A 23,613-nucleotide genomic window follows, 5' to 3' on the forward strand; every position below is an offset into this window, starting at 1 on the left:
CCGGCGGCCGTTCCCGCTCGCCCTCGCCCTCGCCCTCGCCCTCGCCCTCGCGCGCCCCGCCCGTACCGGAGCGCTGCCGCCTACTCGCCCTCGCGGGCCTTCCGGACGCTGCCGTCCTTCTCGATGATGTGCGTGTTCCAGTAGGTATCCCACTTGTCCCCGACCTTCTCCGGCACCTTGCCCTCGGGGTAGCGGACATAGCCCTTCGGCGGCTTCTCGCCCTTCTCGGCGCAGGCGCTGCCGGTGCTCCCGACCGCCTGCACGGGGTACTCGCCGCCCCCGCAGGACGCCTCCTCGATCGAGCAGGCGGCAAGGCCGGCCCCGGCCAGGGCGGTGGCGGCGGCCAGCCCGGCGGTCCGGGCGGCGAGACGGGCGGCGGCCGGGAACCGCGCCGGTCCGCCCGCGGCGCGCTGCCGGATACGCCTCTGCCCGGTACGGGTCTGCTGGGTGCCCATGATCAATCTCCTCAAGATCTCTGCAACTCAAAAACTCGACAACTCGACAACTCAGAAACTCGACAGCCCGGCATTTCGTCAGCCCGGCATCCCGCGCCTCTGGCACGGCGGGAATCACCGGATGCGTCCATCGGCCTGTCCGTCTGTCTGTCTGTCTGCCTGCCGCACTCTTCCCGGGCCCGCCATCCTGGGCATCCGCTCCGCTACTCATCCCGTAGCCGCCGATTCTGAGTACCTTCGCCCCGCTCTGCGCCGTACTGGCCGCTCCTGATCCGGCGCCCCGGGGCAGGCCGCCCGCCCGGGGGAAGGCACTCCGCTCGGCAGGTAGCCTTTGACGCGTGCCCCGTCTGTCTGAAGTCCTCACCGCCCTCGATGCCCTGTGGCCCCCCGAGCGGGCCGAGAGCTGGGACGCGGTCGGTACGGTCTGCGGTGATCCGGACGCCGAGGTGGACCGCGTGCTCTTCGCCGTCGACCCGGTGGGCGAGATCGCCGAGGAGGCGGTCAGGACCGGTGCGCAGCTCCTGGTCACCCACCACCCGCTGTATCTGCGCGGGACGACCACGGTGGCGGCGACCACCGCCAAGGGCCGCCTCGTCCACCAGCTGATCAAGAACGGCATCGCCCTGCACGTCGCCCACACCAACGCCGACACCGCCGACCCCGGGGTCTCCGACGCCCTCGCCGGAGCCCTCGATCTGCGTGTGCTGCGCCCGCTGGTGCCCGACGCCGGCGACCCCGAGGGCCGCCGCGGTCTCGGCAGGGTCTGCGAGCTCGCGCACCCGCTGAGCGCGCGCGAGTTCGCCGCGCTCGCCGCCCGGCGGCTGCCCGCCACCGCGCAGGGCATCCGGCTCGCGGGCGACCCCGAGGCCCCGGTCCGTACCGTCGCCGTCAGCGGCGGCTCCGGGGACAGCCTCTTCGGAGCGGTCGCCGCCGCCGGGGTCGACGCCTTCCTCACCGCGGACCTGCGCCACCACCCGGCGTCGGAGTTCGCGGCGGACCACGCCCACCGACCGCTCGCGCTGCTCGACGCCGCGCACTGGGCCACCGAGTGGCCCTGGTGCGAGCTGGCCGCAGCCCAGCTCGACGAGATCTCCGACCGCAACGGATGGGGACTGCGCGTCCACGTCTCGAAGACGGTCACCGACCCGTGGACCGCCCACGCCGCCTCGCACGGGGCCGCGTACGAGGCGGCCCCCGACCCCGCAGGAGCCCCCAACTGAACGCAGCGCCCGCCGACCAGATCCGCCTGCTCGACCTCCAGGCCCTGGACGTACGACTCCAGCAGCTCGCCCACAAGCGCCGCTCGCTGCCCGAGCACGCCGAGATCGAGTCGCTGACCAAGGACCTCGCCCAGCTGCGCGACCTGCTCGTCGCCGCACAGACCGAGGAGAGCGACACCGCCCGCGAGCAGACCAAGGCGGAGCAGGACGTGGACCAGGTGCGCCAGCGCGCCACCCGCGACCAGCAGCGCCTGGACAGCGGGGCGGTCACCTCCCCGAAGGACCTGGAGAACCTCCAGCGCGAGATCGCCTCCCTCGCCAAGCGGCAGGGCGACCTGGAGGACATCGTCCTGGAGGTGATGGAGCGCCGCGAGAGCGTGCAGGAGCGCGTCGCCGAGCTGACCGGGCGGGTCTCCTCCGTGGAGGCCAAGGCCGGGGACGCCGTCGCCCGCCGGGACAGCGCGCAGCGGGAGCTCGACGAGGAGACGGCGGGCGTCACCAAGGAGCGCGCCGGGCTCGCCGGTTCGGTCCCGGCCGACCTGCTGAAGCTCTACGACAAGCTGCGCGAGCAGCAGGGCGGCATCGGCGCGGCCCGCCTCTTCCAGCGCCGCTGCGAGGGCTGCCGCCTGGAGCTCAACATCACCGAGATCAACGACGTGCGCGCGGCGGCCCCGGACACCGTGCTGCGCTGCGAGAACTGCCGCCGGATCCTGGTCCGCACCTCGGAGTCCGGACTGTAGGACGGCGGGCGGGGGGACTTCCCGGGCGGTTCGGGCGGGCGAGGGAGACGGCGGGTACGCGCACATGAACGAGTTCATCGTGGAGGCGGACGGCGGCTCCCGGGGCAACCCGGGCCCGGCGGGCTACGGCGCGGTCGTCCTGGACGCCGCGACCGGGCAGACCCTCGCGGAGGCAGCCGAGTACCTCGGCGTGGCCACCAACAACGTCGCCGAGTACCGCGGCCTGATCGCCGGGCTGCGGGCGGCCCACCGCCTCGACCCCGAGGCCTCGGTACGGGTGCGGATGGACTCCCGGCTGGTCGTGGAGCAGATGTCGGGCCGCTGGCAGATCAAGCACCCCGGCATGCGCCCGCTCGCCGCCGAGGCCCGCGCCGTCTTCCCGCCCGGGCAGGTCGCCTACGAGTGGATCCCGCGCGCCCGGAACACCCACGCGGACCGGCTCGCCAACGAGGCCATGGACGCGGGCAAGCGCGGCGAGCGGTGGTCGCCCGCCGACTCCACCGCCGCACTCGACGCACGGCCCACCCCGTCCGAGGCCGCCGACCGCAACGCCGCCGAGAACCTGGCCGGGGGCGCCGCGGGCACCGCCCCGGACCCGGACGGCAGCGAGGACCGGAGCGGCGGCAGGGATCCGGACGGCGGCAAGGACCGGAGCGGCAGCAGGAACCTGGACGGCGGCAAGGACCCGGACGGCGGCCAGGACCTGGACCGCGCCGGGAGCGCGAGCCCCGCCGAGGATCTGAGCGCCGCCCCGGCCGCCGCCGCGGCGACTTCCGCGGCCCCCGCGGGCTCCCGCGCCCCCGCCGACCTCGGCACCCCCACCACCTTCGTCCTGCTGCGCCACGGCGAGACCGCGCTGACCCCGCAGAAGCGCTTCTCCGGCAGCGGCGGCAGCGATCCCGCGCTCTCGGCGGCGGGCCGGGAGCAGGCGCGGCGGGCCGCCGCCGCCCTCGCCGCCCGGGGCACCGTGCAGGCGGTCGTCAGCTCGCCGCTGGCCCGCTGCCGGGGGACCGCGCAGGCGGCCGCCGACCGGCTGGGGCTGCCCGTCACGGTCGAAGAGGGCCTGCGGGAAACGGACTTCGGCGCCTGGGAGGGCCTGACCTTCGGCGAGGTCCAAGCCCGTTACCCCGAGGACCTCGCCGCCTGGCTCGGCTCACCCGGGGCCGAGCCGACCGGCGGCGGCGAGAGCTTCGAGGCGGTCGCCGTGCGCGTCGAGGCGGCCCGGCAGCGGCTGCTCGCCGCCCACGCCGGGCGCACCGTCCTCCTGGTCAGCCATGTCACCCCGATCAAGACCCTGGTCCGGCTCGCCCTCGGGGCGCCCGCCGAGTCCCTCTTCCGGATGGAGCTCTCGGCCGCCTCGCTCTCCGCCCTCGCCTACTACGCGGACGGCAACGCCTCGCTGCGGCTCCTGAACGACACGGGGCATCTGCGCGGCTAGGGAGTGCCCCCGCCCACGGTCGGGGCGGCCCGCCGGAGGGTGACGGGCCGCCGTACCGTACGCGGGTCGCTCACCGGCCGGGCTGGGCCGCCTTCTCCGAGGTGTCCTTGGAGGTGCCCTTGACCGAGGGGATCCGGTCCGAGGTGTCCTTCGCCCCGTCGCGCGGTTGCAGGCCGATGCCCTCGGTCAGGGCCCCGTCGCGGAAGGCGGGGTCGTCCAGGTGGCCGGCGCGCACCAGGACGGCCGTGGAGACGGTGGCGAGTTCCCGCTCGCTCACCCGCATCAACTCCGCCGAGACATTGAGGGAGTTGACGCCCCGGCCGAGCAGCCGGTCGGCGGTGTCCGCGTCGAGCACATGCACCCAGGTCCGGTACTTGCTCGGCTCCTCGGTCACCCCGGGGCCGACCACCGAGGTCCGGTCCAGGCGGCCGGGCAGCCGGGCCTCGGGGCAGGAGTCCGCGACCGCCGCCCTGGCCGCGGTGGGAGCGCCGAACGCCGCCTGCCAGTCCGGGTGCTGCTGCACCCGGGCCACCGAGGCGGCCAGCTCGCCTCGGGCCGAACCGGCGGCGGCCCGGGCCCCGGTGGTGTCCACGCAGAGCCGGAAGTCCTCCCGGGTGCTCACCAACAGGCCGTTCTCCGGGGTGAGTTCGGCGTGTGCCGGGCTGGCGCCCTGGGCGAGGAACCCGGCGGCGAGGCCGAGTACCCCGGCCATCGCGGTCAGATGGAGCAGTGCCCGTCTGCGGGGCCCGGCCGCGGTGACGGCCCGAAGTCGCTTGCCTCTCATGGTGGTTCCCTCCTCCGCGGTGGTGCGCGTCATGGTGGTCATCCCCTCCGCTGCGCTCCTCGCGACGGCTCAGCCGCCGTTCATGGACTCGACGACCGAGGCGAAGTCGTAGCTGCTGGGCCACCAGTTGGGCCAGTTCTCGCAGCCGTAGCCGGTGCGCACACCGTGCATGATGCTCGGGGTGTGGCAGTCGCCCTCGAAGCGCGGGTCGAGCAGGCCCCAGGCGTGGCCGGTCTCGTGGTTGATGAACGCCCGGCCCTTCTCGTTGAGTTGGCCGCCCGAGGAGTCCACCAGGCGGATGACCTTCCACTGGTAGTCGGTGTGGCCGTAGTCGGCGTTGTAGAGCGGGTTCTGGCTCTGCGCGCAGTTGTAGTAGCCGTAGCTCCCGCCGCAGACGCTGCTCCAGTCGGCCGCGTAGTGGTACTCGATCTCGATGCTGTTGCGCTCCGGCTGCGGGTACGAGGAGCAGGAGTTGGGCGCGAGCCAGAGGTCGATGCGGTAGTCGCCGGTGCCGTCCCAGATCTTCTCGTCCGACTGGTTCACCAGGGTGTCCCGCAGGAAGGAGGTCGCCTGCGCGTGCGTCAGATACGAACTCCCCGTCACCTCACCGCAGTACTGCTCGTCCAGCGAACCCGGCGCGTCCGCCCCGGGCGAGGCGTAGTGCATGTTCCGTACGTGCGTCTGGGTGGGATCGGTGTTGTGGTGCGAGGCCCCGGCGGCGGGCGCGACGATGCCCGCGACCGCCAGGGCGACGGCGGCCCAGCCGAAGCCGATCCATGAGGCGCGGCGCCGCGCGCGCCCTCTTGGCGGAAGTCTCACGAGAACTCCTTCTCCACTCGCCGTAGTTGCTCTCACTGTCCGTGCGCTTTCGGGCGTGGAACCGCGCGGGAGTACGGGCGGTCGGCCCGCCCGCCCCGTGCGTGTACGGCATTGTGGCGGCTCGGCGCCGCCCCGGCGAGAGGACGATTGGGGTGTCAACCACCCCTAAAGGAAGGGGAGTTGGAGGAAAGGAGTGAGAAGTGGGAGGCGCGTCCCCTGCTTCAGTTGCTTCAGTGGAGCTGCGTCACCACGACGTCCAGCGCCCAGGGCTGCCCGGCACGGGCCGGTTCCCGCACCTCCACCGCATGGCCCAGGTCCCGCAGCGCCGCCACGAGGGCCGCGGGGTTCTTCGGGGCGGCGCCCGCGCCGAGCAGATCGCGTACCAGGCGCCCCTTGGTCGCCTTGTTGAAGTGGCTGACCACCGAGCGCTTCTCCGCTCCGGTGGCCGGGTCGATCTGCGCGTGCAGCACCCGCACCGTCGCGGTACGCGCGGCCAGCTCCCCCTGCGGCTTCCAGGCGGCGGCGTAGGAGGAGGAGCGCAGGTCGAGCACGAGCCCGCCACCCGCCGCCTCCGGGACGGCCTCGGCCAGCGCGGGCCGCCAGTGCGCGCCCAGCGCCCCGAGCCGGGGCAGTTTGACATCCATGGAGCAGCGGTACGAGGGGATCCGGTCACCGGTGCGCACCGCGCCCCACAGCCCCGAGAAGACCAGGAGCGAACGCGCGGCCCGACGCTTCGCCGCCGCGTCCAGGCTCGGCAGGTCCAGGGCGTCGTAGAGGACACCCGTGTAGATCTGCCCGGCCGGGCGCGCCTCGGCGGTGCGCAGCTCGACGTTCTTCGCGACCTCCCCGCGCAGTCCCTCGCTGAGGCCGAGCACCTGGCGGGCCCGCTCCTCGTCCGCCGCGCACAGCTCGACCAGCTCTGCGAGCACCGCCTCCCGCGCGGCCGTCAGCCCCGGCAGGGACAGCGACTCCAGCTTCAGCGGGGCACCCCGCCCGGAGGAGGCCTTTCCTTCGGAGGGCGGCAGCAGCACGAGCACGATCGGATCTCCCGGGAGGACAGCGGACGAGCGGCCCCCAGGGTACGCGGCCCGGCACCGCCGAGACGACGCCCGCCCCGCGCCCCGGCGGCCCGCTTCGCTCCCGCAAGGACCGGGGGCGGGGGAGCGGGGGAACCGCCGATCCGGCCTCGGCAGGGGCGCTCGGGCTCAACCGGGCTTGGTACCTTCGCAGTTCACCGGCGCTCATCGGAATCACTGGATCATCGGAGTCGCCGGAGTCGCCGCAGTCCATCAGCGGGAGGGAAGCCCATGACGTCCTCGCCACCGGCGCTCGGCCGCCGCGCCTTCCTCGGGGCCGCCGCGCTCCTGCCCCTGGCCCCCCTGGCCGGATGCTCCGAGGGGAGCGCCCCCGCCTCGCCGCCTTCCTCCCCTTCTCCGGGCGCTTCCTCGGGTTCTTCGGGTCCCTCCTCGGGTGGCTCCGGAGAAGAGCGGCAGCACAAGCAACTCGCCTCCCTGGAGCGGAAGTTCGGCGCCCGGCTCGGTCTGTACGCGCTCGACACGGGCACCGGCACCACGATCGCGCACCGCGCGGACGAGCGGTTCGCCTTCTGCTCGGCCTTCAAGGCGCTGGCGGCCGCCGCGGTCCTGGACCGCAACCCGCTCTCGCATCTGGACACCCTCGTGCGGTACACCGAGGACGACCTGATGAAGCACGCCCCGGTCACCGCCCGCCATCTCGACACTGGCATGACGATCCGTCAACTCTGCGACGCCGCCGTACGGTTCAGCGACGGCACGGCGGGCAATCTGCTCCTGCGCGACCTCGGCGGCCCGGAAGAGCTGACGGCGTACGCGCGCGGCCTCGGCGACCGGGTCACCCGTATGGACCGGACCGAGCCCGCGATCACCGAGGCCACCCCCGGCGACCCCCGCGACACCAGCTCCCCCCGCGCCTTCGGCACCAGCTACCGCAAGATCCTGCTCGGCGGCGCCCTGCCCACCGCCAAGCGCGCCTTCCTCCGCGACCTCCTGGAGCGCAGCACCACCGGCGCCCGCCGCATCCGGGCCGGCGTCCCGCGCGGCTGGACCGTCGCCGACAAGACCGGCACCGGCGACTACGGCACCCTCAACGACATCGGCGTCCTCTACCCCCCGAAGTCCGCCCCGCTCCTCCTCGCCCTCATGTCGAGCAAGCCCGCCGAGGACGCCGCCTACCAGGAGGAACTGCTCGCCGAGGCGACCGCGTACGCGGTGACGGCGCTCACCTGACCCCCCGCGTCCGGCCCGCGTGCCGTGCGGGGGCCGCCGAGGCGCGTGACAGTGGAGGCAGGAGGCGGCAGGGCCCGGCGGGAGGCGGCGGACGTGAGCGAGAACCGAGCAACCGGCACCGGCGGCGACGGGGCGCGGGACGGCAAGCTGGCCACGTACCGCGAGAAGCGGCGCTTCCAGCGCACCCGGGAGCCGCGCGGTGCCGACACCGGCGAGGGCGCGGGACCCGGCGGCAGGCCGGTCTTCGTGGTGCAGATCCACGACGCCAGGGCCATGCACTTCGACTTCCGCCTGGAGGTCGACGGGGTCCTGCGCTCCTGGGCCGTGCCCAAGGGCCCCTCCGCGGACATCCACGACAAGCGCCTGGCCATGCCCACCGAGGACCACCCGATGGAGTACCGGGAGTTCGAGGGGGTGATCGCCCGGGGCGAGTACGGCGCCGGGACCGTGATCGTCTGGGACGAGGGCACCTACGAACCGCTGGCGGGCAGCACCGACGACAAGGGCCGGACCTTCGCCGAGGCCCTGGACCACGGGCACGCCACCTTCCGGCTGCACGGTTCCAAACTGCACGGCGCCTACGCGCTCACCCGCTTCCGCGGCGGCCAGGACTCCGGCGACCGCGAGTCCTGGCTCCTGGTGAAGAAGAAGGACGCCCGCGCCGACGGCCACGACGCCCCCGACCCGCAGCGGGCCCGCTCCGCCCGCACCGGCCGCACCCTGCGCCAGGTCGCCGCCGAGTCGACCCCGGAGCGCCCGGCGGAGTCCTGGGAGACGGTCGGCGAGGACCGTACGGGGGGCGGGGATGCGCCGTCCAGCGGCTCCGCGGAGTCGTCCCCCGGCCGCGAAATGTCATGAACGAGCTGCTGCGCGCCCTGCCCGAGGCCCAGCAGAGGCTGCTCGGGGTGGCCCCGGCGCCGGTCGAGTCGGCGGCCTCGCCGATGATGGCGGTGCTCAGCGACCGGCGGGACTTCGGCTCCGGCTGGCTCTTCGAGCGCAAGCTCGACGGCGTCCGCACCCTGGCCACCCGCGACGGGGACCGGGTCCGGCTGCTCTCCCGTACCGGCCGTGCGGTGCAGGGGAGTTACCCCGAGATCGCCGAGGCGGTCGCCGCCCAGCCCGGCGAGGCCCTCACCCTCGACGGCGAGATCGTCGCCTTCGCGCACGGCCGCACCGACTTCGCCCGCCTCCAGCGGCGCATGCAGCTCACCGACCCGCGCCGGGCCCGGGCCAGCGGCGTCGCCGTCACGTACTACGTCTTCGACCTGCTGCGCCTGGACGGCATCGATCTGACCCGGCTGCCGCTGCGCACCCGCAAGTCCCTGCTCCGCCGCGCCGTCGACTTCCATCCGCCCATCCGCTTCACCCCGCACCGCAACCAGGCCGGACCGGCGGAGTTCGAGGCCGCCTGCGCCCGTGGCTGGGAGGGCCTGATCGCCAAGCGGGCCGAGGGGCGCTATCTGCGGCGGCGCTCCCCGGACTGGCTCAAGCTGAAGTGCGGGCGCGGCCAGGAGCTCGTCATCGGCGGCTGGACCGCCGCCGGGGGCGCCCGCACCGGCTTCGGGGCGCTGCTCCTCGGCCACTACGAGGACGGCCGCCTCCGGTACGCGGGCAAGGTCGGCACCGGCTTCGACCACACCGCCCTGCTCCGCATCCGCGCCCTCCTCGACGAACTCGCCCGCCCCACCTCGCCGTTCGCCGGTCCGGTCGGCGAACGCGGCGCCCACTGGGCGGAGCCGGTGCTCGTCGCGGAGATCGGCTTCACCGAGTGGACCCGCGACGGCATGCTCCGCCACCCCCGCTTCCTCGGACTGCGCACCGACAAGCCCGCCGGAGAGGTCGTACGGGAGCATCCCTGAGCGCCCGGAGCCCGAGCCCCGAGCCCGGAGCCCGGAACCCTTTGCCCGGCGCCAGGACCGGCCCGGGACGGACGGGCGCAGGCGGCGGGCAGCAGGTGGGTGGCAGGCGGGTACCATGGGCGGCACGGCAGACGAGCCGGGCGGACGGCCGCGTGGAGTTCCCTTCGGGGGCTTCCCGAGGAACGTCCGGGCTCCACAGGGCAGGGTGGTGGCTAACGGCCACCCGGGGTGACCCGCGGGACAGTGCCACAGAGAACAGACCGCCGGGACGTACCCGTACGACCCGGTAAGGGTGAAACGGTGGTGTAAGAGACCACCAGCGCCTGAGGTGACTCAGGCGGCTAGGTAAACCCCACCCGGAGCAAGGTCAAAAGGGGCCGCGGACGCGGCTCTGCGCGGATGCACGAGGGCTGCCCGCCCGAGTCCGCGGGTAGACCGCACGAGGCCGGTGGCAACACCGGCCCTAGATGGATGGCCGTCTCCCCGGGCGCCGCGAGGCACCCGGGCGACAGAACCCGGCGTACAGCCCGACTCGTCTGCCGCTCAGCTCCGGCCCGGGACCTGACCAGATCCGTCAGCGGATCAAGGTCAGCAGATCGAGGCCAGCGGATCAAGGTCAGCAGATCAAGAGGGGCGGGGACCCGTGGACTGGCTCTCTCCTGTGTCCGGGCTCGTCGGTGCCCTGGTGGGTGCGGCGGCCGGCTACGGCGGTACGCGTCAGGCGCAGAACAGAGCCCTGGCGGCCGAGCGCCAGGCGCGTCTGGACGCCAAGCAGGACGTCGCCATGACCATGCTGGCCGACACCTTCGGCAAGCTCCAGCGGCATGTCCGCGGGGTGCCCGGGACCCCCGAATACGCGCCGGACACCGAGGAGTTCGCCGAGTTCGACGCCGCCGAGCGGACCTGGGACCAGAAGCTGGAGGACCTCACCGCCCCCGCGCGCATCGCCGTCGGCGTCCTCCGCGACGAGGCCCTGCGCGCCCGCCTCCACCAGAGCCTGGACCTGCTGGACGCCTGGCAGTCCGGCCTGGAGTACGCCTACCGGGGCCGCGTCCCCGCCCGCTCCCGTGCCTGGGTGCTGCGCGGCATCCTCAGCCACGCCGTGGAGTGCGTCGGCGCCTGGCAGCGCGAGGAGCCGCTGCCCGAGCCGAACGAGGCCTACGGCGAGGCCGTGGACTCCCTGGAGCTGAAGCGGGAGGAGGCCGAGGCGGTCGCGGAGGCGGAGGCCGCGTACGTACGGGAGCAGCGTGCCCGGGCGCGGGGCGGGCACGCGTAACGGGGGCCGTTCGTCCCGGGGCGCCCACGCGTGATCGGGTGTGCTTCTCGGTGAGATGTGCTCACCGGCGGAAAGGCGAGGCGAGCGGGCGGGCGCGCCTCCCGGGCTTCGTGCGCCCGCCCGCTTCTCTCACGCCCCCGGCTCCAGCCGATGCTGCTGGAAGAACTCCCAGATGAGCGGCGTCGCGTCGAAGGTCGTCGGGACCTCGGAGTCCTCGTTGGGGGTGGTGCTGGGCCAGTCGTGGCCGAGGTCCGAGACGGCGTAGTGGACCACCTCGGAGCCCTCCGCGCAGCCCGTCCAGCGCTGGCGGCTCACATGGGGCCAGGGCGCGGTGGTCTCCGGGGCGGCGTCGCAGTTCTCGCGGGAGGCCCAGCCGGTGAGCCAGTCCTGGAGCGGCGGCAGTCCCTTCGCGGGGTCCCCGGTGTAGGGGATCGTGGTGTCCTGCTGCCCGTGGAAGTCCAGTACGGGGACGGGGCGTTCGGGCTCGCAGGGGCCGCCCTGCGGATAGAAGGCGCCGGAGACCGGTGCCACCGCGGCGAGGCGCGCGGAGAGGCGGCAGCCGAGGAGTCCGGCGAAGCCGCCGCCGTTGGACTTGCCCGCCGCGTACTCCCGGGTGGTGTCGACGCAGAACTGCGCCTCCAGGAGGTCGAGCAGCTCGCCGGTGAACGCCACGTCGTCCGCCTCCGCCGAGTAGGGGGCGCCCTGCCAGGCGCTCTCGCCGTCGGTGCCGGTCAGGCCCTGCGGGTACACCACGAGGGCGTCGAGGGCGGACATGTCCGTCAGCGACTCCTGGTACTCGGAGGTGCGCCCGTGCCCGTGGAAGGACAGCACCACCGGCTGCGGTTCACCGGGGTCGTAGGAGGCGGGCAGGTGGACGAGGTAGGAGCGCTCATGGCCGCCGGAGCTGAGGGTCTGGCGGGTCGACTCTCCCGGCGGTACGGGCGGTTGCTGCCCGCAGCCCTCGCTCCGGGTCTGCCCCGGCCGGTGCGTCGAGGCGGTGCCCGCGCTCTCGTACGCCTTCGTGTTCGCGGCGGCGGCCGGTGCGGTCAGGCCGGCCGTCAGGCAGCCGAGGGCGGCCACCGCGGCGAAGAGGGTGCGGGGCGCGGCGGTGCGGAAGGTCCTGGGGGTGTTCGCGCGGCGGGCCGCGGGGGTGCTGGTCCGGGTGGTTCTGCGGAGGGTCACGGCTCTCCCTGTGCTCGGCGGGGCCGTATGCCCCGGGCGTGCGGAATGGAGCGGAGCTGCTCACCCGGCCCGTCCCGGGACCGAGTGCTGAGCATGCTCGCGAAGCCGCGGGGCGAGGCCTAGCTTGCGTTCATTGAGTTCCCGCGGGGCCACCGCAACTACGCGTCCGGGAGCGCGCGTTGAGGGAGGGGGAAAAGCGCAGGTGACCGGGCGGTCACAGGCCGGCACCCCCGGACGCCGAGCGGATGCCGCATCCCACCGGCAGTGGGAGGGTGGAGGGAGACGACACAGATCGGGAGGCGCCATGCCGAAGACGCCGAAGCGCTCCCACCCTCAGCACGGCGAGGGGCCGAGCGAGCACAGAGGGACCGAGCAGCACGGCTGGTCCCCCGACATCGACGCGGAGAAGCAGGAGAGCAATCCGAGCGCGCACCGCTCCTTCCACGCCGGAAAGTACGCGCCCGAGAGCGACGAGAGCCAGCGCACTCCGCCCTCGGAGAAGGAGGCGGCCCGCAAGGCGAGCCTCGCCCCCTCGGACAAGACCGGCGAGAGCCCCTCGCGCGGCGGGGAGGAGCGCGCCGCCCGTTCCTCGGGCAAGGGCCGCCACAGCCATGGCGAGCGCGGCCGCTCCGGGCGCCCGAGCGGTGGCAAGGACAGCACCGCGTACACGGGAGTCGACCCCAAGGAGTCTTCCGAGGACGGGAAGTCGCGGTGACGGCCCAGTCGCGGTGACGGCCGGTCGCAGTGGGGTTCGGTCGCGGTGATGGGCACGTCGCACCAGCGGCGGACCGCTCCAGCGGCAGGCCGCCGACGGCAAGTCGCGCTGACGGCCCAGTCGCGGTGGCGGCGGGTCGGGGCGCCACACACGCACCCGCCCTGCCCCCGCCCATGCCGCGGACGGCATGACACGGGGCCGGACCAGCCGCCGCAGGTCCGGCCCCGCTCGCTCCCTCGGCCCGGAGGCCCAGGGAGCCGTCCCCCGGCCCGGAAGCCGGGGGAACCCTTGTGTCGTGCCCCCGCTCAGCCCGCCATCGGCAGGGCCGAGCGGCGGGGCACCGTCTGCAGTTCCTCGGCGGCGAGGGCCTGGCCGCTGTCCGCGTCGACGTAGCTGACGCGGACCATCGGGTCGCCGGGGGTGTCGCGTCCGGCGGTGGCGTCCAGGGCGAAGACCACCTGCACCGGGCGGGCGTCTCCACCCGAGCCGTACACCCCGGAGTAGAGAAGGATCCGCCAGCCCTCCTCCTCCCAGTGGTCGAGCAGGGCGGACCGGACGACCGGTGCGGCGGCCTGCCAGGCGAGGGAGTTCTCCAGGAGTTCGACCGTCGCGGCCACCGGCACCTGCTCGCCCGAGGCGCCGCCGAGCAGCGGATGCCCGAAGACCCGCAGCCGGGTGCGCCGCAGCGGCAGCAGCCACCAGCGGTCCAGGTCCGCCGAGAGCGCGAACAGGACGAGCGCCGAGACCGCGAGGAACACCGGCCCCGCGGCCGGGCGGTCCCCGAGCACCGACCACCAGGAGGCGTCCGCGAGGGCCGCCGCGACGCCCCCGGCGAGGACCAGTCCGGCGCGGGCGAAGGACCGCCAGGTGACGGGAACGTTCTCGTCCGCCGAGCAGCCGCAGGAGGATTCCGGTGCCTTCAGGCGTCCGTAGCCGAGGTAGCCGAGGAAACCGGCTCCGAGGAGCGCGGTCGCCGCCCCGGGCGCCGGGGTCGCGGGTACGGCCAACAGGCCCCCGGCGAGGGCGAGTTCGACCCCGCCGGTGGCGCGCAGCACGGTCGTGGCGCGGTCGCTGCTGCGCAGCAGCCGGGCCAGGGCCGTCTTCGGCGCGGTCCGGGCGGTGCCCTTGCTGAAGGCCTTCACCGCGCCGGTCCAGCCGAGCAGGCCCGCGAGGACCAGGGGGGCGAGGCCCGTTGTCAGTGACAGCATCTGTGCCTCATCTCTTCGTCTCCGTCGCGGACTTGTCTCCAGGGAGCGTGTCCCCAGCCGACGCCTCCGCGCTGTCTCCAGGAGTGACCTGTCCGCAAGTGGACTTCCTTGTGGCGGACTTGGCGGTTCCGGGGGCCCGAGGACCCCCGGAACGGCCCGGGTTCAGTGACCGACGGAGATGCGGACGACGTCCACGGAGTCGTCGGACGGGCGCCAGGCGCCGAGCACCTGGGCGTGCTGGCCGATGCGCAGCCGGGACAGGTCGGAGGTGAGCCCCCGGCCCGCGTAGGAGGCGCTGGTGTCCGCGAGGACGTTGCCGACCAACTCGTGCTGCCCGTGGGCGAGATGGATGCGGTTCTTGGAGATGCCGCGGATCTGGGTGTCGAGGTTGACGATGTTCACCCACACCGCGTCGGCGGCGACCACCCCGTCGGGCATGTCGACGCCGCGCGCGTAGAGTCCGTCGCCGATCTCGATCACCGCCGCCGTGGTGGCCCGGCCCTTCCACACGCTGGTGGCGTTGGTCATCTGCACCCGCGAGTGACCGCCCTGGGAGCCGGCCACCTCCAGGATGCTGCCGGTGATGCCGGTGATCCGCCCTTCCACGAAGCTCGACTTGGCGATCGCCGGGTCGAGGGAGGGCTCCGCGGCGAAGGCCGCGTCGGCGTCGAGTCCGCCGAGCGCGCTCGCGCCGACGATGGTGGCGCCGCTGAGCGCCGCGGTGGTGAGGAAGCGCCGGCGGCCGAGCCCGCTGTTCCGGTCCTGTCGTGTGCTCATCGCGGTCTCCTCCTCACTCGTAGATGTAGACCGGCAGCTTGCCGGAGCTGAGGTTGCCGATCGCCGAGAAGGCGGCCGGGGTCAGGTCGAGCACCCGGTTGACGCGGCAGGCGCCGTTGCAGCAGGCCTGCTCGCCGCACCACTCCTTGGTGCGCGGTCCGCAGTCGGTGATGGTGATGCACACCGTCGCGCCCGAGCAGGCGTGCTTGACGTTCATCACCGCACCGCAGCCGCGTCTGGGGATGTTCTCGCCGCACAGATCGGGCCGGGTGATGTTCCAGCAGGCCTGTGAGGCATTGGGCCAGGCGCCGTGGTTGGCGCTCGACTGGCAGTTGCCGCAGGCGCCGCCGCCCGCGCTGCCGCACGGGCCCCAGGCGTTTCCGCAACAGAACCAGCTGGTCTCACCGGCCCAGAGGCTGGTCGATCCGCAAGCCATCGTGTTGTCCCTCCTTGGGGGATGGAGTTGACAAGTGCATGACATGTCTAGGCGTACAGGCTCCGGCCGACTGTCCGTGCGGGGGGTCGTACGAGGGCGCCCGCGCCACGGCCGGAGGGGGTGGCGCGCGCGGAGCAACCCCATGATGCGCGCATCTACGCGGGTTGCATAGAGGCGGGCGGGGCCGGTCCGCCCGGGCCCGCGGGGGTGGGGCGCGCGGACCGGGGCGGCCTCGGCCGCGGTCCGCGCGGCCGTGCGGAACTCGCCCGGCTCGTAAGCGCGTTGAACCTCACCCCGAAGCGCCGAGCGCGGCCTCGGAGACCGTCCCCGGTGCCCGGCGGAGCCTGCAAGCGGGTGGGCTCGCCGGGACCCGGACCCCGGCGCCCTGGGCTTCCGCCCCGTCATCGGGGAAGGTGGGCGCGAACCGATCATCTTCCCGAGCCGCCCCGGAGAGCCGTCATGACCTTCACCCCGCCCGTCTGGCCCGTCTTCGTGAAGGGCGTCCTGATCGACGCCGAGCGCCGGGTGCTGCTCCTGGGCAATGAGCGGGGTGAGTGGGAACTGCCCGGACGGCGTCTGGAGATCGGCAGCGCGGACGGCGGGCTGCCCGCGGATCTCAGCCCCGAACGCGCCCTGGAGAGCGAACTCCTCGCCGCGACGGGCTGGCTGGTCGAGGTGGGCCCACTGGTGCAGGGCGGGGTCTGGGTCCACGAGGGGCGCCGCGGGCAGCGGTCGCTGGTGGTGACCTACGGCTGCACCGTGCGCTCGGCCGACCAAGTCCCGCTGGCCGCCGAGGAGTCGGGCCGGATCGGACTGTTCCCGCTGGACGAGCTCGACGCCCTGCACATGGCGGAGGGCTTCAAGAAATCCGTCCTGACCTGGCGCGCGGAGAGCGGGCGGTAGCCACCTGCTCCGGGCGCCTCGGGCTGGGCTCAGGCCGCCTTTACGATTTCCTCACGTACGGCCTCGGCCCACTCGGTCACCAGCTCCTGGTACTGCTGGCGCTGTTCCACCGTCAACTGGCCCTCCGCCCGCATCCACAGGGCGCGGATCTCCTCGTTCACGACGTCTGCCGGACGGGTTTTTCCTGAGGCCGAGGAGGTGGAGGACATGTGAAGAGAATATGCCCCGAGGCGCTTGGGGGACAGCCGATTCTCGGCCGAGGAGTCCAAGGTCACTTTCCGCCGCTCCGGGAATACGCCCCTCCCGTACCCCTCCGCCTCGTACGCCCCGCACCTCTCCGGGCCGTACGTTCCCGTCCGTACGCAGCTGGGCCGTACGCCACCGGGCCGTACGCCCGGGCTCACTTGCCGCCCAGCGCGAAGAGCAGCCACAGGAAGGCGGCGAAGAGATGGCCTCCGGCGAGGTAGACGAAGAGCCGGAAGGCGTGCGCGCGGGGGAACTTCGCCTCCCGGTGGCGGGCGGGCGCGGGGCCGGCCGCGGGGGAGGGAGCGGCGGGCGCGGGGGAGGGCTCGGCTTCGGGCATGGCGGGGCCGCCTTTCAGGGGGTGCGGAGGGTGGTGCCGCCCAGGCACACCTCGGTCGCGTTGCTGCGCAGCAGGGTGTGGACGAAGAGCATCTCGACCGCCTCCTCGGTGGCCGTGGCGATGCGGTGCGGCACCAGGGAGTCGAAGTGCGCCGAGTCGCCGGGGCCGAGGGTGTAGGTGCGTTCGCCCACGGCCAGCGCGAGTTGGCCGGAGAGCACGTAGAGCCACTCCTCGCCGGGGTGCACCCGCACCAGCCCGCGCTGCGCCCGCGGGGAGACGCGCACCCGCAGTGCCTGGAGCGCGCCCGACGGGTTCCCGGCCCGCCGGTAGGTCCAGCCGCCGGTGTCGGTGGCCTCGGCGTCCGCGGCCCGCAGTACGGGGCTGTGCTCGGCGGGGGTCTCGCCGAGGAGGTCGGAGACGGTCGTACCGTAGGAGCGGGCGAGGTTCAGCAGCACCGGGAGCGAGGGCTGGCGCTGTCCCGTCTCCAGGCGTGAGAGGTGGGCGGGGGAGAGCTCGGCCCGGGCGGACGCGGCCTCCAGGGTGAGCCCGGCCGCACGCCGCCGCTCACGCAACCGCGCGGCCACGCCGGACAGGTCGCCTGCGGCGGAGAATGCGGGTTCCATGACTCCTGAGCGAAGCACCGGATCGCCCGAGGGGCAACTAATTTGCCTCCGGGGCAATTTCTGTGGCCGGGGCGGGCGCGGGAGCCGGGGCGGTCGTGGACGCGGGCCCGGTGGCGGAGAGTGAGCGTTCCGCGACCCGCGCCAGGTGCGCGTCGAAGAGGTGCCGGGCCTCGGGGGACAGGGTGCGCAGGGCGACCATCGCGGTGATGATCACATCGCAGAGTTCCGCCTCCACGTCCGCCCAGGAGTGCGAGCGCCCCTTGCGCGGGTTCTGGCCGGTGGCGCCGATCACGGCCTGGGCGACCTCGCCGACCTCCTCGGAGAGCTTCAAGACCCGCAGCAGCAGGGTCTCCGCGGGTGGCCGCCGGTTGCTCTCCTCCAGCCAGGCGTGCAGCGCGTCGACGGTCCCCCAGTGCCCGGACGCGGCCGGGGCGGGCCCGGCGGGTGGCCCTCCCGGTGCGGGGTGCGGCGGGGGAGGAGAGTGCTGCGGCTGCCCTTGGTCCATGGCGAGAGCGTAGAACTCCCGCGGGGTGAGCAGGAGTTGCGGAGCCGGGCTGACGTGGTGCCGTCGCTCAGGCCAGCCCGGCCGCCTCGTCCTCGGCCTCGTCCCCGTCCGGCTCCCCGTCCTGCTCCTCGTCCCGCAGCCGCCGCTCGCGTGCGCCGATCACCGCCGCGGCTCCGGCCAGCGCGGTGGCGAGCGCCACCGGGACCATCCACGTCCGGTTGAGCCGGTCGCCGAGCGCCTCGTCCAGCGAGAGGCGGCCGGGGCCCGCCGCGGCCAGGCTCGCGCCGATCAGGCCCAGGGCCACCGGGTACTCGTAACCGCCGGACTGCGACCAGAAGCCCTGGGGCGCGTGCGCCGCCGAGGCGCCCGCCATGGTGCCTACCGCGATGCCGCCCGCCATGGGGGTCGCGAGCCCGAGGGCGAGCAGTACGCCGCTGCTCATCTCCCCGGTGCCCGCGGCGATCGCGCTGGCCTTGGCCGGGCGGTAGCCGATGGACTCCATGAAGGCGCTGGTCCCGGCGATGCCTCCGCCGCCGAACCAGCCGAGGAGCTTCTGCGCGCCGTGCGCCGCCAGGACGCCGCCCGCGCCCAGGCGCAGCAGCAGAAGGCCCAGATCCTTGCGGTCGTAGCAGCTCACGATGGGGGCTCCTCGCTCCGGGGGACGCGCCTCGCTCCCGGGGCACGCCTTCTCCACCCTCGCACCGCCCCGCTCCCGGCGACCGCTCTCGCGTCCGATCGAGTGGCCGGGCCGGGGCGTGTGCATGTGTCGACAGGCCGATGATTCGGCACGTCCGTACGGATCTGCGGCGGCCGGTGCCGGCCCCCGCCTGCGTACCCCGCCTGCCCGCTCGCGTGGCGGCCCCGGGCGGCCGGTGTTTGGCTGAGCGCGCCGGGGCCCGTGCCCCGGGCCGGCGGCGGTGCGCGTGCCGCGACGCCGCTGCCGCCCTGTGTCCGGCGCCCCGCGCGGCGGACCGGCGGCCGGAACTCCTCCGTACGGTCGCCGGGCCGCGCAGGCCCGGTGCCGGGAAAGCAGACGAACATGCCGATTCAGGTGACCAGGCTCAGCGACCCCGCCGTGCGCGCCTTCGTGTCCGCGGTGAACGCCCACGACCGCGAGGCCTTCGAGGCGGCGCTCGCACCGGGGGCCACCATGTCCGACGACGGCTCCGACCGCGACCTCGCCGAATGGTGCGACCGGGAGATCTTCGCCAGCCACGGGCACATGGACGTGGACCGCGAGGCGCAGAACGGCCGCAGCCTCACCGCCGTCTACCGCAACGACACCTACGGCGAGATGCGCACCAAGTGGACCTTCTTCGTCGACGACGGCAAGATCACCCGCTTCGAGACGGGCCAGGCCTGATCCGTCCGCCCCGCGCCCCTGCCCACCGGCCGGGGGCGCGCGGGACGGGCCGCCAACTCGCTCACGGTGCAAGGGTTTGCCGCGCGTTCACCGTCCATGCGCGCGGCCCTTGCCCGGCCATACGGACCTCATCCCACCGACATCGGGCAGTCGTGTACGTGACAGTCCTCGGCCGTTCTGCGGCACTGCAATTCCCCTGACCGTCACCGTCAGGGGAGAGCCAGATGACCTCCGCACGCCGTCAGACTCCTTCGCACACCTCCGAACTCGTCGAAGCCGCCCGGCACTTCGGGCGCCGCCGCTTCCTCACCGCCACCGGTGCCGCCGCCGCGCTCGCCTTCGCCACCAACATCCCGCTGGCCGGTGCCGCGAGCGCACGCGAGTACGACGCGCGCAGGATCACCGACAACCCCTTCACGCTCGGCGTCGCCTCCGGAGACCCGCTGCCCGGCTCCGTCCTGCTGTGGACCCGGCTCGCCCCCAAACCCTTCCAGGCCGACAGCGGGCTGCCCGCTGGGCGCCTCACCGTGCAGTGGGAGTTGGCGCACGACGAGAAGTTCCGCCGGGTCGCGCGCAAGGGCTCGGTCACCGCGCATCCCGAGTACCACCACTCCGTACACGTCGAGGTGACGGGCCTTCAGGCGGGGCGGGTCTACTACTACCGCTTCCGCACCGGGAGTTGGGTCAGCGAGACCGGCCGCACCCGCACCGCCCCGGCGGCCTCCTCGACCGCCGCGCTCACCCTGGCCGCGGTCTCCTGCCAGGCGTACCACGACGGCTACTTCACCGCGTACAAGCACCTGGCCGCCGAGGACCTGGACGTCGTCTTCCACCTCGGTGACTACCTCTACGAGTACGCGGTGGACGCGGTCGGCGGCGCCCGCAAGTACACCGACCGGAAGCTGCCCGCGCTCTTCGACAAGGAGACCGAGACCCTTGAGGACTACCGGCTGCGGTACGCCCTCTACAAGAGCGACCCCGACCTGCGGGCCGCGCACGCCGCGCACCCGTGGGTGGTCACCTGGGACGACCACGAGACCGAGAACAACTACGCGGACGAGATCCCGGAGAAGGACCAGCCGGTCGACCCCTTCCTGATCCGCCGCGCCGCCGCCTACCGCGCCTACTGGGAGAACCAGCCGCTGCGCCGCGCCCAGCTCCCCAGCGGTATCGACTGCCGGCTCTACCGCCGCCTGCACTGGGGGCAGTTGGCGCAGTTCGACATCCTGGACACCCGCCAGTACCGCTCCGACCAGGCCTACGGGGACACCGCGCACGTACCGGGCCCCGAGTCCACCGACCCGAAGCGGACCATCACCGGCGCCACCCAGGAGCGCTGGCTCACCGACGGCTTCCGCACCTCCGGGGCGCTGTGGAACGTCGTCCCGCAGCAGGTCACCTTCTCCGAGCGCAGGCTCGACCTCAACTCCCAGGCCAAGCTGAGCATGGACTCCTGGGACGGCTACTCCGCCTCCCGGGACCGGGTCCTCGCGGGCGCCGAGGCCGCCGGGGTGGAGAACCTGCTCGTCCTCACCGGCGACGTCCACGTCAGCTACGCCTTCGACATCAAGAAGGACTTCGCCGACCCGGACTCCCGCAACCTCGGCACCGAGATCGTCACCACCTCCATCGCCAGCGGCAAGGACGGCGCCGAGAAGCCGGACACCTGGGACACGTACATGAAGGCCAACCCGCACCTGAAGCACTTCAACGGCCGCCGCGGCTACGTCACCGTCGCCCTCGACACCGACCGCGCCCGCGCCGACTTCCACACCGTCAGCCACGTCACCACCCCCGGCGCCCCCGTCACCACCGCGGCCTCCTTCGTCACCGAGGCGGGCGCCCCCGGCCTGAAGCCCGCATAGCTCCCGGCCGCCGCCGAGACACCAAGAGCCCCGTCACGCCTACGAGTTCAGGCGCGACGGGGCTCTGGCATCGCTGCACGGCCGGGCTCAGACGAGGTCGAACTCCCCGCCCTTGACGCCGGTCACGAAGGAGGCGAAGGCGCCGGTGGGGACGTCGAGGACGGGGCCGGTCGGGTTCTTGGAGTCGCGTACGGGGATGTGCCCGTGGGTCGCGCTGAGGTTGGTGGCGACCTCGACGCAGGCGCCGCCGTTGCTGCTGTAGGAGGACGTGAACCAACGGGGGGTTTCGGTCGTCACGGGGTGCCCCTTCGTAACTGCTTGATCATGTCTACGGAGGCCGCCTGAGAGAGTGCTTCGGCCTGCAACTGATGGTAGGCCGTCATCAGGGGCACCACGGAATTGGTTTCCCGCTCCAGTTGGCCGCGCTGAGCGGACTCGGCGTAGGCCATGATCGAGCGGTCCGGCATGGTCAGCAGGTGCACCGGTAGATCGAAGGCTCGCCGTTCACCCAATTCGTACGGAGCCACCTGGATGACGGTGGAGGGCAGTTCGGCGAAAGCGGCAAGCCTGTCCAGTTGTGCCGCCATCACTTCGGCCCCGCCCACGGTTCGCCGAAGGCAGCTCTCATCGAGAACCGCGTAGATCCGAGGTGCCGGAGTCCGCTCCAAGGACGCCTGCCGTTTCGCGAGCAGCGTCAGCCGCTCCTCTGCCTGCTGTTCCGTGATCGCTCCCCGCCGTACGGCGCCTGCGGCGATGGCCTCGGCGTACTCCGGTGTCTGGAGCAGTCCCGGGATGATGCCGACTTCGAAGAGCCTGATCTCCGCCGCGCGCACCTCCTGCGCGACGAACTCCGGGAAGCCTTCCAGCAAGGCACTGTTCCGTGCCGCCCGCCCCTGGCGCTCGAACGTGTCTCCGGTTCCGAACGCCCTGTCAGCACTGTTCGCGAAGTGGGGAGTTGGAGGCCGCCGACCAGTTTCCACGGCGGAAATGTGCGTTCCGGAGTACCCCATCCGCTCGGCCAGATCGTCCTGCGTCCAGCCTCGTTCATCTCTCAACATGCGAAGTCGTTGTCCGAACCGCGCGCTCGGTGATTTCTCGGGGTCCAGCTCTTTCCGGTTCACCAGTCACCGCACCAACTCTCCGTGCAAGCCGTACACGTTGAAGACCGTCCGATCCTAAGCCACGCTGACCGCCATCGGTAGTCGAATTGCTACGGAGAGGAGTCGCCGTGCCCGGAGAATGCGTGCCCCCGGAACCGCGGGAACCGCAGAAGCCTCAGAATCCCCCCGGCCTTCCGGCGCTCGGCGCGCTCCTGGTGGATGCGCGGGGGCGGATCGGTGAGTTCCGGGGTGAGTGGTGCGGGCTGTGGTCGCTGCGGCCGATCGGGGGCGGGATCGAGTGGACGGTCGAGCCCACTCAGGTCCAACGGGCCACCCGGGGGCAGGAGTTACGGGCCAGGACCGCCTACGCCAACGCGCGCAGCCGAGGTGAGCGCCTGTGACCTGCTGCCGGAAGCCCACCGTGGCCCAGTGCACCGCGGTGGCCCTGCTGCCGGCTCCCGAGCACCTCGCCCGGTTCGCCGTTCCCGGGTTCCCGATGCAGGACGGCCACGTCCTCTGCGAACTCGGCGAGGGGCATGCCGGGGACCACGCGCAGATGCTCTGGGACGACGACCTGAACAGCGAGGGCATCTGGGTCCGTTGGGGCGAGAGCGGGAGCGTCGCGACCCTGACCGGGCTGCCCTGGTGCCCCGCGACCGACGACCGGGGCGACGCCTGCTGGCTGTTCGCCGGGCACCCCTCCGGTCACGCCTGGCAGGTGGTGGACCCCACCATGGAAGCGCTGGGAGCCGAACTGGCCCGGCTCTACCCGCACTTGTACCGCCATCGGGGCGAGAGCGGTCCGGGCTAGTCCGCCGGGTCCGTCTGCTCCAGACCCAGCAGTGCCCCCAACGCCCGTACGCAGTGCGTCACTTCCTCGTCCTCGGTGCGTGCGCGTTCGCCGGCGGGCCGTCCCGACCACTGGAGCGCGCGGTCCTCGGCGTAGGCGGCCCAGGCGTGGGCGACCGGGAGGGCGGACTCGTCCAGGCCGAGGAGGGTCAGGGTGCGCTGGGCGATGGCGGTGCGCAGGCTCTCCACGCGTTCGCCGCCGAGGGCGACGGCGCCGCGGCCGAAGACGAGGGCGAGGTAGAAGTCCCGGCGGCGGGCGATCTGCGCGAGATAGCGGCGGACGAACTGCTCCAGGGCGGGCTCGGGGGCGAGGCCCTCGTCGGGGGCGGTGTTGCGCATCACGCGGCGGCCCGCGGCGGCGACCACCTCGTCGTAGAAGGCGGTCTTGTTCGGGAAGTGGTGGAAGAGCAGGCCGCGGGAGATGCCCGCCTCCTGGGCCACCTCGTCGATGGACAGCTCGTGGATCGGCCGCTCGACGAGCTTGCGCAGCCCGATGCCGACCAGCTGGCGGCGGCGCTCCTTGGGCGTCATCCGGGTGCGCGGCTTGCGGGCCGGGCCCTCCGGCGCGGCCCCGGCGGCTCCCGGTGCCCCCTCGGAAGACGACCCTCCGGGCGGTGATCCTTCGCTCATACTATTGAGCATTGCT

29 protein-coding genes and 1 other RNA gene are annotated in these 23,613 nt (G+C 73.5%); 14 read left to right on the plus strand and 16 right to left on the minus strand.

Annotated elements, in window-relative coordinates; all coding sequences use genetic code 11:
• Positions 1-80: 80 nt before the first annotated feature.
• Positions 81-455, minus strand: coding sequence for an SCO0607 family lipoprotein (locus MID12_RS24765; RefSeq protein WP_397914817.1), 375 nt, complete (start codon positions 453-455; stop codon positions 81-83).
• A gap of 338 nt (positions 456-793) precedes the next feature.
• Here MID12_RS24765 and MID12_RS24770 point away from each other — a divergent pair, with 338 nt between their 5' ends.
• The 3 genes from MID12_RS24770 (at position 794) to MID12_RS24780 (ending at position 3,853) form a co-directional block, all read left to right on the plus strand.
• Positions 794-1,675 carry a Nif3-like dinuclear metal center hexameric protein gene (locus MID12_RS24770; protein WP_168540587.1) on the plus strand — a complete coding sequence of 294 codons (882 nt, stop codon included), beginning with the start codon at positions 794-796 and terminating at the stop codon, positions 1,673-1,675.
• Positions 1,672-2,415, plus strand: coding sequence for a zinc ribbon domain-containing protein (locus MID12_RS24775; RefSeq protein ID WP_040258289.1), 744 nt, complete (start codon positions 1,672-1,674; stop codon positions 2,413-2,415). The genes MID12_RS24770 and MID12_RS24775 overlap by 4 nt, the downstream gene beginning before the upstream one ends.
• Before the next feature lie 64 nt (positions 2,416-2,479).
• On the plus strand, positions 2,480-3,853 hold the full coding sequence (locus MID12_RS24780) for a bifunctional RNase H/acid phosphatase (RefSeq protein ID WP_263170833.1): 1,374 nt from the start codon (positions 2,480-2,482) through the stop codon (positions 3,851-3,853).
• 70 nt (positions 3,854-3,923) lie between these two features.
• On the opposite strand, the gene MID12_RS24785 is transcribed toward MID12_RS24780, so the two are convergent.
• The 3 genes from MID12_RS24785 to yaaA form a co-directional block, all read right to left on the minus strand.
• Positions 3,924-4,679 carry a hypothetical protein gene (locus MID12_RS24785; protein WP_263170834.1) on the minus strand — a complete coding sequence of 252 codons (756 nt, stop codon included), beginning with the start codon at positions 4,677-4,679 and terminating at the stop codon, positions 3,924-3,926.
• A gap of 27 nt (positions 4,680-4,706) precedes the next feature.
• Positions 4,707-5,456, minus strand: a complete 750-nt coding sequence (locus MID12_RS24790) for a hypothetical protein (protein WP_040254057.1) — start codon at positions 5,454-5,456, stop codon at positions 4,707-4,709.
• Between the two features lie 230 nt (positions 5,457-5,686).
• Positions 5,687-6,493 carry a peroxide stress protein YaaA gene (yaaA, locus tag MID12_RS24795; RefSeq protein ID WP_263170836.1) on the minus strand — a complete coding sequence of 269 codons (807 nt, stop codon included), beginning with the start codon at positions 6,491-6,493 and terminating at the stop codon, positions 5,687-5,689.
• A 270-nt stretch (positions 6,494-6,763) separates the two neighbouring features.
• On the opposite strand from yaaA, the gene bla reads away from it, so the two are divergent.
• The 5 genes from bla to MID12_RS24820 all read left to right on the plus strand — a co-directional run bounded on the left by bla (position 6,764) and on the right by MID12_RS24820 (position 10,858).
• Positions 6,764-7,723, plus strand: coding sequence for a class A beta-lactamase (gene bla, locus MID12_RS24800; protein ID WP_263170838.1), 960 nt, complete (start codon positions 6,764-6,766; stop codon positions 7,721-7,723).
• A 93-nt stretch (positions 7,724-7,816) separates the two neighbouring features.
• Positions 7,817-8,581, plus strand: coding sequence for a DNA polymerase ligase N-terminal domain-containing protein (locus MID12_RS24805; RefSeq protein ID WP_263170840.1), 765 nt, complete (start codon positions 7,817-7,819; stop codon positions 8,579-8,581).
• Positions 8,578-9,582, plus strand: coding sequence for a non-homologous end-joining DNA ligase (gene ligD, locus MID12_RS24810; protein ID WP_040254060.1), 1,005 nt, complete (start codon positions 8,578-8,580; stop codon positions 9,580-9,582). Before MID12_RS24805 ends, ligD begins: the two co-directional genes overlap by 4 nt.
• Positions 9,583-9,714: 132 nt before the next feature.
• Positions 9,715-10,121, plus strand: an RNA gene (gene rnpB / locus MID12_RS24815) — RNase P RNA component class A.
• 104 nt (positions 10,122-10,225) lie between these two features.
• Positions 10,226-10,858, plus strand: coding sequence for a hypothetical protein (locus tag MID12_RS24820; protein WP_263170843.1), 633 nt, complete (start codon positions 10,226-10,228; stop codon positions 10,856-10,858).
• Between the two features lie 129 nt (positions 10,859-10,987).
• Here MID12_RS24820 and MID12_RS24825 read toward each other — a convergent pair whose 3' ends face one another.
• Positions 10,988-12,040: an alpha/beta hydrolase family esterase gene (locus MID12_RS24825; protein WP_263170846.1), complete on the minus strand. Its 1,053-nt coding sequence runs from the start codon at positions 12,038-12,040 to the stop codon at positions 10,988-10,990.
• A gap of 304 nt (positions 12,041-12,344) precedes the next feature.
• Here MID12_RS24825 and MID12_RS24830 point away from each other — a divergent pair, with 304 nt between their 5' ends.
• Positions 12,345-12,755 carry a hypothetical protein gene (locus MID12_RS24830; protein ID WP_263170847.1) on the plus strand — a complete coding sequence of 137 codons (411 nt, stop codon included), beginning with the start codon at positions 12,345-12,347 and terminating at the stop codon, positions 12,753-12,755.
• 305 nt (positions 12,756-13,060) lie between these two features.
• On the opposite strand, the gene MID12_RS24835 is transcribed toward MID12_RS24830, so the two are convergent.
• The 3 genes from MID12_RS24835 to MID12_RS24845 form a co-directional block, all read right to left on the minus strand.
• Positions 13,061-13,963: a MauE/DoxX family redox-associated membrane protein gene (locus MID12_RS24835; protein WP_263170848.1), complete on the minus strand. Its 903-nt coding sequence runs from the start codon at positions 13,961-13,963 to the stop codon at positions 13,061-13,063.
• Between the two features lie 162 nt (positions 13,964-14,125).
• Positions 14,126-14,740, minus strand: coding sequence for a hypothetical protein (locus MID12_RS24840; RefSeq protein ID WP_040254063.1), 615 nt, complete (start codon positions 14,738-14,740; stop codon positions 14,126-14,128).
• Between the two features lie 13 nt (positions 14,741-14,753).
• Complete coding sequence (locus tag MID12_RS24845) at positions 14,754-15,176, minus strand: RlpA-like double-psi beta-barrel domain-containing protein (RefSeq protein WP_040254064.1); 423 nt, start codon at positions 15,174-15,176, stop codon at positions 14,754-14,756.
• A 459-nt stretch (positions 15,177-15,635) separates the two neighbouring features.
• Here MID12_RS24845 and MID12_RS24850 point away from each other — a divergent pair, with 459 nt between their 5' ends.
• Complete coding sequence (locus MID12_RS24850; RefSeq protein WP_040254065.1) at positions 15,636-16,079, plus strand: NUDIX hydrolase; 444 nt, start codon at positions 15,636-15,638, stop codon at positions 16,077-16,079.
• A 29-nt stretch (positions 16,080-16,108) separates the two neighbouring features.
• Here the strand turns inward: MID12_RS24850 and MID12_RS24855 are convergent, their stop codons facing one another.
• The 5 genes from MID12_RS24855 to MID12_RS24875 all read right to left on the minus strand — a co-directional run bounded on the left by MID12_RS24855 (position 16,109) and on the right by MID12_RS24875 (position 18,427).
• Positions 16,109-16,288 (minus strand): hypothetical protein, encoded by a 180-nt coding sequence (locus MID12_RS24855; protein ID WP_040258293.1) that lies wholly within the window; start codon positions 16,286-16,288, stop codon positions 16,109-16,111.
• Positions 16,289-16,479: 191 nt separating this feature from the next.
• On the minus strand, positions 16,480-16,662 hold the full coding sequence (locus MID12_RS24860) for a DUF6126 family protein (protein ID WP_263170851.1): 183 nt from the start codon (positions 16,660-16,662) through the stop codon (positions 16,480-16,482).
• 14 nt (positions 16,663-16,676) lie between these two features.
• On the minus strand, positions 16,677-17,285 hold the full coding sequence (locus tag MID12_RS24865) for a helix-turn-helix domain-containing protein (protein ID WP_040254069.1): 609 nt from the start codon (positions 17,283-17,285) through the stop codon (positions 16,677-16,679).
• 37 nt (positions 17,286-17,322) lie between these two features.
• Positions 17,323-17,790 carry a MazG-like family protein gene (locus tag MID12_RS24870; protein ID WP_263170853.1) on the minus strand — a complete coding sequence of 156 codons (468 nt, stop codon included), beginning with the start codon at positions 17,788-17,790 and terminating at the stop codon, positions 17,323-17,325.
• A gap of 67 nt (positions 17,791-17,857) precedes the next feature.
• Positions 17,858-18,427 carry a DoxX family protein gene (locus MID12_RS24875; RefSeq protein ID WP_040254071.1) on the minus strand — a complete coding sequence of 190 codons (570 nt, stop codon included), beginning with the start codon at positions 18,425-18,427 and terminating at the stop codon, positions 17,858-17,860.
• 402 nt (positions 18,428-18,829) lie between these two features.
• Here MID12_RS24875 and MID12_RS24880 point away from each other — a divergent pair, with 402 nt between their 5' ends.
• A complete protein-coding gene (locus MID12_RS24880; protein ID WP_040254073.1) occupies positions 18,830-19,153 on the plus strand; it encodes a nuclear transport factor 2 family protein in 324 nt (107 codons plus the stop codon).
• A 224-nt stretch (positions 19,154-19,377) separates the two neighbouring features.
• A complete protein-coding gene (locus MID12_RS24885) occupies positions 19,378-21,018 on the plus strand; it encodes an alkaline phosphatase D family protein (protein ID WP_263170856.1) in 1,641 nt (546 codons plus the stop codon).
• 87 nt (positions 21,019-21,105) lie between these two features.
• On the opposite strand, the gene MID12_RS24890 is transcribed toward MID12_RS24885, so the two are convergent.
• Positions 21,106-21,315, minus strand: a complete 210-nt coding sequence (locus MID12_RS24890) for a DUF397 domain-containing protein (protein ID WP_263170857.1) — start codon at positions 21,313-21,315, stop codon at positions 21,106-21,108.
• On the minus strand, positions 21,312-22,142 hold the full coding sequence (locus tag MID12_RS24895; protein ID WP_263173444.1) for a helix-turn-helix domain-containing protein: 831 nt from the start codon (positions 22,140-22,142) through the stop codon (positions 21,312-21,314). The genes MID12_RS24890 and MID12_RS24895 overlap by 4 nt, the downstream gene beginning before the upstream one ends.
• A gap of 104 nt (positions 22,143-22,246) precedes the next feature.
• Here MID12_RS24895 and MID12_RS24900 point away from each other — a divergent pair, with 104 nt between their 5' ends.
• A complete protein-coding gene (locus MID12_RS24900) occupies positions 22,247-22,519 on the plus strand; it encodes a hypothetical protein (protein ID WP_411577003.1) in 273 nt (90 codons plus the stop codon).
• Positions 22,516-22,929, plus strand: coding sequence for a hypothetical protein (locus MID12_RS24905; RefSeq protein WP_411577004.1), 414 nt, complete (start codon positions 22,516-22,518; stop codon positions 22,927-22,929). The genes MID12_RS24900 and MID12_RS24905 overlap by 4 nt, the downstream gene beginning before the upstream one ends.
• Here the strand turns inward: MID12_RS24905 and MID12_RS24910 are convergent.
• Positions 22,926-23,597, minus strand: coding sequence for a TetR/AcrR family transcriptional regulator (locus MID12_RS24910; RefSeq protein ID WP_205616945.1), 672 nt, complete (start codon positions 23,595-23,597; stop codon positions 22,926-22,928). The genes MID12_RS24905 and MID12_RS24910 overlap by 4 nt on opposite strands.
• Positions 23,598-23,613 lie beyond the last annotated feature (16 nt).

This window comes from Streptomyces sp. SCSIO ZS0520 (genome assembly GCF_025643355.1).
In the GTDB taxonomy this organism is placed as follows: domain Bacteria; phylum Actinomycetota; class Actinomycetes; order Streptomycetales; family Streptomycetaceae; genus Streptomyces; species Streptomyces physcomitrii.